Origin of the sequence: Winslowiella toletana, assembly GCF_017875465.1 — a bacterium.
In the GTDB taxonomy this organism is placed as follows: Bacteria; Pseudomonadota; Gammaproteobacteria; order Enterobacterales; family Enterobacteriaceae; genus Erwinia; species Erwinia toletana.
Genome location: NZ_JAGGMQ010000001.1, coordinates 3,708,875 through 3,720,429 on the forward strand (window position 1 = coordinate 3,708,875; position 11,555 = coordinate 3,720,429).

An 11,555-nucleotide genomic window follows, 5' to 3' on the forward strand; every position below is an offset into this window, starting at 1 on the left:
TAAGGATGGTTAAAAAAGGGGCAAAGATGAATATCAGCGATGTGGCAAAAAAAACCGGACTGACCAGTAAAGCCATTCGTTTTTATGAGGAAAAGGGACTGGTGACGCCACCTCTGCGCAGCGAAAATGGCTATCGCAGCTACACCAGCAAGCATATCGAAGAACTGATGCTGCTGCGCCAGTCACGGCAGGTTGGGTTTAATCTGGATGAGTGTCGCGAGATGGTGGCGCTGTTCAATAATCCGCAACGCCATAGTGCCGATGTTAAAGCGCGTACGCTGGATAAAGTGGCGGAAATTGAAGCGCATATTCATGAATTAACCATTATGCGCCAGCGCCTGCTGGAGCTGGCGGAGGCCTGCCCGGGCGATGACAGCGCTGATTGCCCAATTATCAATAACCTTGCGGGATGTTGTCACAGCGGGAAAGTGGTTAAATGCGGGGCCTGATACGCAGGGTAATGCCCTCAACGGCGACCACCACCACTTCACTACCTGCGGGCAGATCGGTGTCAGCCTGAACGCGCCAGCTGCTGTCGCCGATTTTCACATGACCCAACCCGTCAACCAGAGAAGTTTGCAGCTTCAGGTGCAGGCCAATCATCTGGCTGCCGCGCTTGTTCAGCGTACTCGGCACCTGTTGCCGGTCACGTCGCTGCATCCAGCGGAACCACAACAGGGCCGATACCATAATCAGCAGCGCAAAGATGCCTCCCTGCCACTCCCACGACAGTGGCAGCAGCCAGACCAGCAGCCCAACCAGCACCGCCGAGATACCACTCCATAGCAGATAGCCGCTGGTTCCCAGCATTTCAGCGGCCAGAAGTAGTCCGCCTAATGTCAGCCAGAACCAGTGCGGATGAGCAATTATTTCAGCCAGCATCAGTTTTTACTCCGATCCTGTTTGCTCTCGTTTAATAACTCGCTGATTCCGGCGATGGAGCCCATCAGACTGGTGGCTTCCAGCGGCATCAGCACCACTTTGCTGTTATTAGCCGAACCAATTTTTTGCAGTGCATCGGTATATTTCTGGGCGACAAAGTAGTTAATCGCCTGCAGGTCGCCAGCGGCAATGGCCTCAGAAACCATCTGCGTGGCGCGCGCTTCGGCTTCGGCAGCGCGTTCACGCGCTTCAGCCTGTAAGAATGCTGACTGGCGTTCACCTTCGGCTTTCAGAATTTGTGACTGCTTATCGCCCTCTGCGCGCAGAATGGCGGCCTGGCGTACCCCTTCCGCTTCAAGGATATCGGCGCGTTTAGTACGCTCCGCTTTCATCTGCGCATTCATTGAGGCAATCAGCTCGGCGGGTGGGCGCACGTCGCGAATCTCAATTCGCGTCACTTTAATGCCCCAGGGGTTGGTGGCTTCATCGACAATATGCAGCAGGCGGGTATTAATATTATCACGCTGTGACAGCATCTCATCCAGCTCCATGGAGCCGAGTACCGTACGGATGTTAGTCATGGTGAGATTAAGGATCGACAGCTCAAGGTTGCTGACTTCATACGCGGCACGCGAAGCGTCAATCACCTGGATAAAGCAGACAGCATCAATAGTCACATTGGCGTTGTCTTTAGAGATGATCTCCTGCGAGGGGATATCCAGCACCTGTTCCATCATATTGATCTTACGACCTACACGATCCATAAAAGGAACAATCAGGTTAAGTCCGGGAGAGAGGGTTTTGGTATAACGACCAAAGCGTTCAACAGTCCACTGATAACCCTGTGGAACAATTTTGACACCAGACCAGACAACAATAAGCGCCAGTATGATGAGTACCGGGATAATGGCTAGCATAGATAAACCTCCTGACTGTTAAATTGACGGGCCGAGTCGCTTCGGCCCGCTTGGATCCGGAATTAGTAGAGCAAAGAGTAGAGCTGACGACGGTATTTTGCCGCAAGTGCATCGCCTGTGCCAAGCGCCGCAAGGATCTCCTGCAGCATTTTACGCACCTGGCCATCTGCCGCGTTCATATCTTTTTTCAGGTGGGTAAGCAGTAACTCCAGCGCTTCTTCATTACGCCCAACCTGATGCAGCTGGAGGGCGAGCTTCGCCGCCAGCGCAGCATTCTCGGGTTCCGCTTCCAGCTGCTGTTGCAACTGCTGGATCTCCGGCGTGTCAGCAGCCTGCTTCAGCAGCTCAATCTGCGCCAGCAGCCCCTGATAGCGGGTATCCTGATCCTGTATCGGTACGACTTTAAGAATGGTTTCTGCTTCATCGCTGCGACTCAACGCGATCAGCACTTCGGCCAGCAGAAAACCGATATCACTCGACTGGTTGCTTAACTGCCAGGCATCTTTCAGCAACGGCAGCGCGTCGATCATTTTACCTTCCTGCATCAGCGCCATCGCTTCCTGCGCCTTCAGCTGTTCCGGACGTGGCAATACCTTTTCCAGCAGGGCGCGGACAGCTTCTTCAGGTTGCGGCCCCTGGAAGCCGTCAACCGGCTGGCCATCCTGGAACAGATAGACCGTCGGGATTGAGCGCAGCCCAAACTGAGACGCCACCGCCTGTTCGGTATCGCAATCCAGTTTGGCCAGAATAAACTGCCCGGCATACTCCTGCGCCAGGCGATCCAGAACCGGCGTCAGCTGCTGACAGTGCTGGCTGCGTTCAGACCAGAAGTAGAACAGCACCGGTATGGACGTCGACTGCTCCAGCGTCTGGTGCAGGTTGGATTCATTGATATTGATAATCGAAGCTTGTGGTGACATAAATTCGTCTCTTTTGCTGATGACTTTGTAACGATATTGGGGCGTAACCCCTGGCTTCAAGCGGAATTATTATTACACGACTGGTTACTGCGCAAAATGCGATCCAGCATCCAGCCCGGCAACAGGCGGCGCAAAATAGTCATAGCGTGCGCCACCAGGGTCACCGGATAACGTATTTTGGGCCGACGACTCTCTAAAGCATGGCGCAATTCAGGCAGGATTGCTTCAGGCGGCAGAGTAAAACGTGCGGCGATACCCGGGTTGGTGACGGGTTGATCCTGCCTGGTCTGGTTTACATTATCGGTAAAGCGGGTGTGAATCGGACCTGGCTCAATCAGGCTGACGCGCACCCCAGTGCCATGCAGCTCCATGCGTAGCGCATCTGACCAGGCTTCCAGTGCATATTTGCTCGCAGCATAAGCGCCACGACGCGGCGTTGACACTAATCCCATCACCGAACTGGTATTAATAATGCGGCCTGCGCCACTGGCCAGCAGCGCCGGTAACAGCAATATGGTTAGCTGATGGACGCCAAAAAAGTTGGTGGAGAATTGCTGCTCCAGCTGCTGACGCGACAGCGTATCCAGTGCGCCATAGACGCCATAACCACCATTGTTAAACAGCGCGTAGAGATTATTACCGGTCAGCTCTATCACCTGTCGCGCCGCGCGTTCAACGCTATGCGCATCATCAAGGTCGAGTTCAATGCCGGTAAAACCGAGTTGATCCATACGCGCCACATCGTCGGCTTTACGGCAGGCGGCAAACACCCGATAACCACGATGCAGTAAATCATTAGCTGCCACCAGACCAATGCCGCTTGAGCAGCCGGTAATTAATATCGATTTTTGCATAATCCTCTGCGCTAAAGATGTTATTTATCTGTCAGGATGGTGCGTTGCTTTAACAATATCCTGTTTTCCTGCCATCAGTCTACACGTTATATCGCTGCAGTGGCATTAGTTGGTTGAAATAAAGCGTGCTCATCTGATTAGAATTTTTGGATATAAAAATGCAATTGGATAAATTAAAAGCATGCAAATTAAAGATTATATTTTACAGTAACTTAAGGTGATTTTATATTGCTAAATAAAAAACGATGAGTGTAAACTCTGCGGCGGGTGCTCTGGATCTTTTTTGTCCTGAGCATTGGCAAGGGACAAAAAGAGAAAGGCCCCACCCGACGATTAAGTCAAAGTGAGGCCGCTCTCATGCATGACAACATGATGGTAGCCTTTTACCTGCCGCAAGGCAATAAGGAGATAAGGCAATGACGCCATTAAAACTGCGATTACTGAGTCTGGTTATTATCTGTGTGACAATACTTATTGTTGCATGGATAATTCGCAATTCACTTTGCGAATTATATATCAGACATAGTAATACAGAGGTTGTGGCGACTCTGGCTTACGAATCCAGAGGTTAAGGCAACCCAACGGCGGGAGAATACTCCCGCCTGTTGGTTGTCTGGCAGAGATCCCCGAGCACCCGCCCTTAATTATTCCTGCGATAATTATTTTTAGTTTTAAATATCAGGATTGAAATTTTTGATGGCGGGCTTAAATTAACTGCGCCTTATCTGTATTTTATATTGCGTAAACGATGGCGTGAAATATAAACTCTGCGGCGGGTGCTCTGGATCTTTTTTGTCCTGAGCATTGGCAAGGGACAAAAAGAGAAAGGCCCCACCCGACGATAAAGTCAAAGTGAGGCCGCTCTCATGCCCAGACAGCATGATGGTAGCCTTTTACCTGCCGCAAGGCAATAAGGAGATAAGGCAATGACGCCATTAAAACTGCGATTACTGAGTCTGATAATTATCTGTGCGACAATACTTATTGTTGCGTGGATAATTCGTAATTCACTTTGCGAATTATATATCAGACATAGTAATACAGAGGTTGTGGCGACTCTGGCTTACGAATCCAGAGGTTAAGGCAACCCAGCGGCGGGAGGGAACTCCCGCCGGTTGGTTGTCTGGCAGAGATCCCCGAGCACCCGTCCCGAAGTGACTCCGCCATTGTGACACTTAATCTTTTGATTTTTATAAATCCGGCTGCGGATTTTTGCATAACTTTACCTGACAGCCGTCACGTTTTGCCGCTACTCATGCTTAACTAAAGGAGCCAGTTCTCTGGCCATCAGGTCGGCGATAAAGGGTTGCGCATCGGGATTGGGATGAATGCCATCCTGCTGCATCCATTCAGGTTTCAGATAGACCTGCTCCATAAAAAAGGAGACTAATGGGATGTTGTACTCTTGCGCCAGCTTCGGATAGATCCCGCTAAACGCCTCGTTATAGCGGCGACCATAGTTCGCTGGCAAACGGATTTGCATCAACAACGGCTGGGCTTTGGCTGCCTGAATGTCGCCGATGATTTTACGCAGATCCTGCTCCACATTTTGTGGCGGGAAGCCACGTAAACCATCATTTCCACCCAGTTCGATCAATACCCAGCGTGGTTGATGTTGTTTCAGCAGAGCGGGCAAGCGGCTCAGGCCCTGGGTTGCGGTGTCACCACTGATGCTACCGTTAATAACGTCAGGTTGTTTTTGCCATTTATCATTGAGCAGCGCAGGCCATGCGGCGCTGGCGGACATGCGATATCCGGCGCTTAAACTGTCGCCGAGAACCAGCAGTGTATCTGCCGACGCCACGCGCGAAATGAGTAACAATAATAACAGGAAAGGGTAATGCCAGCGGAAAACATTCTTGAAGTTCATCGTCTTAGTAAGTCCGTCGGTCAGGGTGAGCATCAGCTCAATATCCTCACCGGAGTTGAGCTGGTTGTCAAACCGGCTGAAACGATCGCCCTGATTGGTGAATCAGGATCGGGGAAATCCACCCTGTTAGGCATTCTTGCCGGGCTGGATGATGGCAGTGAGGGAGAAGTCTTCCTGTGTGGCGAGCCGTTGCATCAGCGTGACGAAGAGCAGCGGGCTGAATTACGCGCCCGGCATGTCGGCTTTGTGTTCCAGTCTTTTATGCTGGTGCCAACCCTGAATGCGCTGGAGAACGTGCAACTCCCGGCATTGTTGCGCGGCGATAGCGAAAACCAGAGCCGCGAACAGGCAAGAGCGCTGTTATCCCAGCTGGGATTAGCGGAACGCCTGAACCATCTTCCGGCGCAGCTTTCCGGTGGCGAGCAGCAGCGTGTGGCGCTGGCGCGCGCCTTTAATGGTCGTCCCGATCTGCTGTTTGCCGATGAACCGACCGGTAATCTCGATCGCAAAACCGGCGATCGCATTGCCGACCTGCTGTTTTCCCTCAATCGCGATCTTGCCACCACCCTGATTCTGGTTACGCACGATGAGCAGCTGGCGGCGCGCTGCGATCGCCGCCTGCGTCTGCGCGACGGAAAATTGTGGGAGGAAGCATGATTTGGCGCTGGTTCTGGCGTGAGTGGCGCTCGCCCTCACTGCTGATTGTCTGGCTGGCGCTGACACTGGCGGTTGCCTGCGTACTGGCGCTGGGTTCGCTTAGCGACCGTATGGAAAAAGGACTGAGCCAGCAGAGCCGTGATTTTATGGCCGGTGACCGTACGTTAAGCAGTTCCGGTGAAGTGCCGACGGAGTGGCTGGCGCAGGCACGGCGTGAGGGACTGCAGGTCAGCAGCCAGCTGAGTTTTATGACCATGACGTTTGCGGAGAATACGCCGCAACTGGCATCGGTAAAAGCGGTGGACAATGCTTATCCGATGTTTGGTCAGCTGACGACGGAACCGGCGAATCTGAAGCCGCAGGCCGGTACGGTGCTGGCGGCTCCGCGTTTGCTGGCGCTGCTGAATTTGAAAACCGGCGATATGCTGGATGTCGGCGATACATCGCTGCGTATTGCCGGAGTGGTTATTCAGGAGCCGGACGCGGGTTTTAACCCTTTCCAGACCGCACCGCGCCTGCTGATGAACCTGGCGGATGTGGCGAAAACCGGCGCTATTCAGCCGGGCAGTCGCCTGACCTGGCGCTACAAATTTTCCGGCGAGGCGCCACAGCTCAGCCGCTACGACAGCTGGATTGAGCCGCAGCTGAAGGCTAATCAGCGCTGGATTAGCGTTGATAACTCCGAGGATGCGCTTGGCCGCTCGATGCAGCGCGCGCAGCAATTTTTGCTGCTTTCCGCGCTGCTGACGCTGATGCTGGCGATCTCTGCGGTCGCCGTGGCGATGAGTCACTATTGCCGCAGCCGCTACGATTTAGTGGCGGTGCTGAAAACCCTCGGCGCCAACCGTGCGGCGCTGCGTAAGCTGATTGTCGGGCAGTGGCTGGCGGTATTATTACTGGCCGCAGTGGGCGGGAGTGTATTAGGGTTAGGATTTGAGGCGCTGCTATTGCAGATGCTGAAACCTGTGCTGCCAGCGGCGCTACCGCCATCCAGTATCTGGCCATGGTTATGGGCCATCGGTTCGCTATTTGTTATTTCATTGCTGGTGGGGCTGCGCCCTTATCGCTTGCTGCTGGCGACACAACCGCTACGGGTACTACGACGCGATGCAATTGCCAATATCTGGCCGCTGAAGTTTTATCTGCCGGTGATGGCGCTGGTGGTGACTGGTTTACTGGCGTTGCTGGTTGGCGGCAGCAAACTGCTGTGGGCGCTGGTGGCCGGGATTGTTTTGCTGGCGCTGCTATTGGGGGCGGTGGGTTGGGGCGGCTTATTGCTGCTGCGTAAACTGTCGGTGCGTAATCTGGCGTTTCGCCTGGCAATTAATCGCCTGCTACGCCAGCCGCTGACCACGCTGAGTCAGCTGGCGGCGTTTTCCCTGTCATTTATGCTGCTGGCGCTGCTGCTGGTGATGCGTGGCGATCTGCTGGATCGCTGGCAGAAACAGTTGCCGCCGGACAGTCCTAACTATTATCTGCTGAATATTGCCACTGAGCAGGTGCCGCAGGTCAAAGCGTTCCTGCAACAGCATCAGGTTAAAACCGAAACCTTTTACCCGATTGCACGCGTGCGTCTTACTGAGACTAACGATAAGCCAGTGGATCCGGCGCAGGATAATACCTACAACCGCGAAATCAATCTTACGTGGATGGCGCAGCCACCGGATAACAGTCCGGTGGTGGCTGGCAGCTGGCCGCCGAAACAGGGCGAAGTGTCGATGGCGGAAGAGCTGACGGAGCGGCTGGGACTTAAACTGGGTGATACGCTGACTTTTACCGGTGATACACAGAACTTCTCGGTCAAAATTACCAGCCTGCGTTCGATCGATCAGGAGAGTCTGCGGCCATTCTTCTTCTTTATCTTCCCGCCAGGCGCGCTCGATCAGCAGCCGCAAACCTGGCTGACCAGTTTCCGTATGGACAATAATCCGGCGCTGCTGGCGCAGTTAAACCGCGCGTTCCCGACGCTCAGCCTGCTGGATATTGGCAGTATTTTGCGCCAGGTCGGGCAGGTGCTGACGCAGGTCAGTCAGGCGCTGGAGATTATGGTGGTGCTGGTTACCGCCTGTGGCGTACTGCTGCTGCTGGCCCAAATCCAGGTGGGAATGCGTCAGCGGCGTCAGGAACTGGTAGTTTACCGCACGTTAGGCGCCAGTAAAAAGTTGCTGCGCGGCACGTTATGGAGTGAGTTTGCCATTCTGGGGCTGGTTTCCGGGGTTGCCGCTGCGATTGGGGCTGAGGCCGCGTTATGGGGATTACAACGTAAGGTGTTTGATTTCCCGTGGCAGCCTGATTTTACGCTGTGGGTAGTACTGCCATTTACCGGCGCGTTGTTGCTGTCGGTCTGTGGTGGCTGGATGGGCGTGCGGTTGCTGAAGGGTAAGGCATTGTTCAGAAGTTATTACGCTGGATAAAAAAGGGAGGCAGCGATGCCTCCCATCTGATTAACCCAGTTTCTCGCAGGCCCAGGCGATACCGCTGGCATACTCCGGCGGTAACATTGGCGTCAGCGCGGTTAACGCTTTGCTCAGTTCGCCTGGCTGAACGTCATTCAGATTCAGGTGGCCCACTTTACGACCCGGACGCACTTCTTTCTCATACCAGTGCAAATTGACCAGCGGTTGCTGTAACCATTGCAGGTTGAGATCGGTGCCGATCAGATTCACCATCACCGACGGCGTGCTGACCACCGGTTTCGGCAGCGGCAGGTCGAGGATCGCGCGCAGATGCAGTTCGAACTGACTGATGGACGCGCCATTTTGCGTCCAGTGGCCGCTATTGTGCACACGCGGCGCCAGTTCGTTAATCAGCAGACCTTGCGGAACCACGAAACACTCCATCGCCATCACGCCAACATATTGCAGCTGGTTCATAATTGCGCCCAGCATCTGCTCAGCCTGCTGCTGCTGTGCGGCATCGGGTTGTGGCAGTACCACGCTGGTACGCAGAATGCCTTCCTGATGCAGGTTATGGGTCAGCGGATAGAACACCGTTTCGCCATTGTGACCACGGGCGCCAACCAGCGAAACTTCACCGGAAAAGTTAATACCCTGCTCAACAATGCACTCACCATAACAATCCTGCGGTAACTCGCTGGTCTGGCTGGCGCGTAAGCGCCACTGACCGCGGCCATCGTAGCCACCGGTACGGCGCTTAACGATCGCCAGTTCACCGAGCGACGCGAACACCTGCGGCCACTCTTCAGCAGACGCCAGCAGTTGCCATGGCGCGGTGGCCAGACCCAGCTGATCGAGCAGCTGTTTTTGCGTCAGGCGGTCCGCCAGCTGTGGGAAGATATCGCGGTTTACAAACGCCGGGTGACGCGCCAGCTCACGGGTTAATGCGGTTTCCGGCCAGCGTTCAATCTCGGCGGTAATCACACTTTGCTGGATCGGCAGCGTTTCCGGCTCGGCATCGAGGCCCACCGGATAGACCGCAATACCCAGCGGCTCACCAGCCTGGCGCAGCATGCGTCCAAGCTGACCGTTACCTAATACGCAAACCGGTTTCATGCATTACCCCGTGGATCCGGATTGTTCAGCACCTCGTCGGTCTGGCTCTGACGCCAGTCAGCCAGACGTACCGCCAGCTCTGTATCATGGATGGCCAGAATCTGCGAAGCCAGCAGAGCAGCGTTTGCCGCACCTGCTTTACCAATCGCCAGCGTGCCGACCGGAATACCGCGTGGCATCTGCACGATCGAGTAGAGGCTGTCGACGCCGCTTAATGCTGCGCTCTGCACCGGCACACCCAGCACTGGCAGTAGCGTTTTCGCTGCCAGCATACCTGGCAAATGCGCTGCGCCGCCGGCGCCTGCGATAATCACCTGATAGCCATTGCCCGCAGCATTTTCCGCAAAGCTGAACAGTTTGTCCGGGGTACGGTGGGCTGAGACCACTTCAACGTCGAAAGGAACCGCAAGGCTGGTAAGGATTTCTGCGGCAAATTCCATAGTAGCCCAGTCACTTTTCGAACCCATAACAATGGCAATGCGGGCTGGGGCGGCGTTGGATGACATGCGAGTCTGACTCCTGTGATTGTACAAACTTCACCCGCGCGACTTTAACAGGGCGGGTGGGAAGGGCAAAGAGAATAGCATGACTCGCCAGCAAGGAAAACGGTTGCGTCGCCGTATCCGGCGGCAAAAGCCAGCTTTTTTAAAGTGTAATTCAGAAAGGGAAAGTGCTGAGGGTCACTGCGTCGGCATCAACTGTAATCATTGAGCCTTCATGATGCCAGGCGCCCAGTACAACACGTTCGGCGCTGATATCACCGGTTTGCACCTGATGCACTGCCGGTCGGTGGGTATGGCCGTGAATCATCCACTGCACCTGATGGCGCTGTATGGCGTCGATAACTGCCTGCTGATTGACGTCCATAATGGTTGCGGATTTGCTGCTATTGGCATTTTTACTGCCGGCACGCATGCGTGCGGCAATGCGCTGACGAATAAACAACGGCAGAGCCAGAAACAGCTTCTGCAGCCAGCGCTGATGCACCTTACGGCGAAAACGCTGATAGCCTTCATCATCAGTACACAGGGTGTCGCCATGCAGGATCAGCACGCGTTTGCCATACAGATCGAGCACCTTTTCTTCCGGTAGCAGTGTTATGCCGCTGGCGCGCGCAAAGCGGTGGCCGAGCAGAAAATCGCGGTTGCCATGGATAAAGTAGCAGGGGACGCCATGCTGTTTCACGGCCAGCAGTGCGGCGGCGATTTCAGCATGCAGTGGTTGAGGATCGTCATCACCAATCCAGGCTTCAAACAGATCGCCAAGAATATACAGCGCGTCAGCATTCAGCGCCTCGCGCTGCAAAAAACGCAGAAAACCGGCAGTAATTGCCGGTTCTTCATGACACAGATGCAGATCTGCGATAAAAAGCGTGCGTGACATTACTCGCTAATGGTCACTTTCTGGATCAGCACGTCTTCTTTTGGCACATCCTGGTGCATGCCGCTGCGGCCGGTAGAAACGCCTTTGATTTTCTCAACCACGTCCATACCTTCAACCACTTCAGCAAACACACAATAGCCCCAGCCCTGCAGGTTTTCGCCGCTGAAGTTCAGGAAGTCATTATCCGCAACGTTGATAAAGAACTGAGCGGTGGCTGAGTGTGGTGCGGAAGTACGCGCCATTGCCAGTGTGCCCTTGGTATTCTTCAGGCCGTTGTTCGCTTCGTTACGGATCTCTTCTTTGGTATCTTTCTGCTTCATGCCAGGTTCAAAGCCGCCGCCCTGAATCATAAAGCCGTTGATGACACGGTGGAAAATGGTGTTGTCGTAGAAACCTTCACGACAGTAATCCAGGAAGTTCTGCACGGTAGCGGGAGCTTTATCGTCGAAAGTTTTGATAACGATATCGCCATGATTAGTCTGGAAAGTAACCATAATCTCGTCCTGTTAAGGTGGGAGTTTTAAACGACTGTACCCACGGCAGAGTTGTAAAAATGCCGG

Annotated in this window: 14 protein-coding genes; 5 read left to right on the plus strand and 9 right to left on the minus strand. The window is 54.2% G+C overall.

Going from position 1 to position 11,555, the window contains the following annotated elements; genetic code table 11:
- The first annotated feature begins 26 nt into the window (after window positions 1-26).
- The gene (gene cueR, locus J2125_RS17270; protein WP_026111467.1) at window positions 27-449 is read left to right on the plus strand and encodes a Cu(I)-responsive transcriptional regulator; all 423 of its coding nucleotides are present in this window, start codon (window positions 27-29) and stop codon (window positions 447-449) included.
- Here the strand turns inward: cueR and J2125_RS17275 are convergent.
- The 4 genes from J2125_RS17275 to J2125_RS17290 all read right to left on the minus strand — a co-directional run bounded on the left by J2125_RS17275 (window position 433) and on the right by J2125_RS17290 (window position 3,573).
- On the minus strand, window positions 433-882 hold the full coding sequence (locus J2125_RS17275; RefSeq protein WP_017799373.1) for an NfeD family protein: 450 nt from the start codon (window positions 880-882) through the stop codon (window positions 433-435). The genes cueR and J2125_RS17275 overlap by 17 nt on opposite strands.
- On the minus strand, window positions 882-1,799 hold the full coding sequence (locus J2125_RS17280; protein ID WP_017799372.1) for an SPFH domain-containing protein: 918 nt from the start codon (window positions 1,797-1,799) through the stop codon (window positions 882-884). The genes J2125_RS17275 and J2125_RS17280 overlap by 1 nt, the downstream gene beginning before the upstream one ends.
- Before the next feature lie 62 nt (window positions 1,800-1,861).
- Window positions 1,862-2,719 carry a co-chaperone YbbN gene (locus J2125_RS17285; protein WP_017799371.1) on the minus strand — a complete coding sequence of 286 codons (858 nt, stop codon included), beginning with the start codon at window positions 2,717-2,719 and terminating at the stop codon, window positions 1,862-1,864.
- Window positions 2,720-2,775: 56 nt separating this feature from the next.
- On the minus strand, window positions 2,776-3,573 hold the full coding sequence (locus J2125_RS17290) for an SDR family oxidoreductase (protein WP_017799370.1): 798 nt from the start codon (window positions 3,571-3,573) through the stop codon (window positions 2,776-2,778).
- Between the two features lie 416 nt (window positions 3,574-3,989).
- Here J2125_RS17290 and J2125_RS17295 point away from each other — a divergent pair, with 416 nt between their 5' ends.
- Both J2125_RS17295 and J2125_RS17300 read left to right on the plus strand, forming a co-directional pair.
- Window positions 3,990-4,145 carry a Hok/Gef family protein gene (locus J2125_RS17295; RefSeq protein ID WP_209499511.1) on the plus strand — a complete coding sequence of 52 codons (156 nt, stop codon included), beginning with the start codon at window positions 3,990-3,992 and terminating at the stop codon, window positions 4,143-4,145.
- Window positions 4,146-4,499: 354 nt separating this feature from the next.
- Window positions 4,500-4,655 (plus strand): Hok/Gef family protein, encoded by a 156-nt coding sequence (locus J2125_RS17300; protein ID WP_017799369.1) that lies wholly within the window; start codon window positions 4,500-4,502, stop codon window positions 4,653-4,655.
- 167 nt (window positions 4,656-4,822) lie between these two features.
- Here J2125_RS17300 and tesA read toward each other — a convergent pair whose 3' ends face one another.
- Window positions 4,823-5,443 (minus strand): multifunctional acyl-CoA thioesterase I/protease I/lysophospholipase L1, encoded by a 621-nt coding sequence (tesA, locus tag J2125_RS17305; RefSeq protein ID WP_026111471.1) that lies wholly within the window; start codon window positions 5,441-5,443, stop codon window positions 4,823-4,825.
- Here tesA and ybbA point away from each other — a divergent pair.
- Window positions 5,414-6,100, plus strand: coding sequence for a putative ABC transporter ATP-binding protein YbbA (gene ybbA / locus J2125_RS17310; RefSeq protein WP_017799367.1), 687 nt, complete (start codon window positions 5,414-5,416; stop codon window positions 6,098-6,100). The two genes, tesA and ybbA, sit on opposite strands and share 30 nt — an antisense overlap.
- Window positions 6,097-8,514, plus strand: coding sequence for a putative ABC transporter permease subunit YbbP (ybbP, locus tag J2125_RS17315; RefSeq protein ID WP_017799366.1), 2,418 nt, complete (start codon window positions 6,097-6,099; stop codon window positions 8,512-8,514). Before ybbA ends, ybbP begins: the two co-directional genes overlap by 4 nt.
- Before the next feature lie 30 nt (window positions 8,515-8,544).
- Here ybbP and purK read toward each other — a convergent pair whose 3' ends face one another.
- The 4 genes from purK to ppiB all read right to left on the minus strand — a co-directional run bounded on the left by purK (window position 8,545) and on the right by ppiB (window position 11,489).
- Window positions 8,545-9,612 carry a 5-(carboxyamino)imidazole ribonucleotide synthase gene (gene purK / locus J2125_RS17320; protein WP_017799365.1) on the minus strand — a complete coding sequence of 356 codons (1,068 nt, stop codon included), beginning with the start codon at window positions 9,610-9,612 and terminating at the stop codon, window positions 8,545-8,547.
- Entirely contained in the window at window positions 9,609-10,118 is a 510-nt protein-coding gene (purE, locus tag J2125_RS17325; protein WP_017799364.1) for a 5-(carboxyamino)imidazole ribonucleotide mutase, read from the minus strand. Before purE ends, purK begins: the two co-directional genes overlap by 4 nt.
- A gap of 151 nt (window positions 10,119-10,269) precedes the next feature.
- Window positions 10,270-10,995, minus strand: coding sequence for a UDP-2,3-diacylglucosamine diphosphatase (gene lpxH, locus J2125_RS17330; protein WP_017799363.1), 726 nt, complete (start codon window positions 10,993-10,995; stop codon window positions 10,270-10,272).
- Window positions 10,995-11,489, minus strand: a complete 495-nt coding sequence (gene ppiB / locus J2125_RS17335; protein WP_017799362.1) for a peptidylprolyl isomerase B — start codon at window positions 11,487-11,489, stop codon at window positions 10,995-10,997. The genes lpxH and ppiB overlap by 1 nt, the downstream gene beginning before the upstream one ends.
- Between the last annotated feature and the right edge of the window lie 66 nt (window positions 11,490-11,555).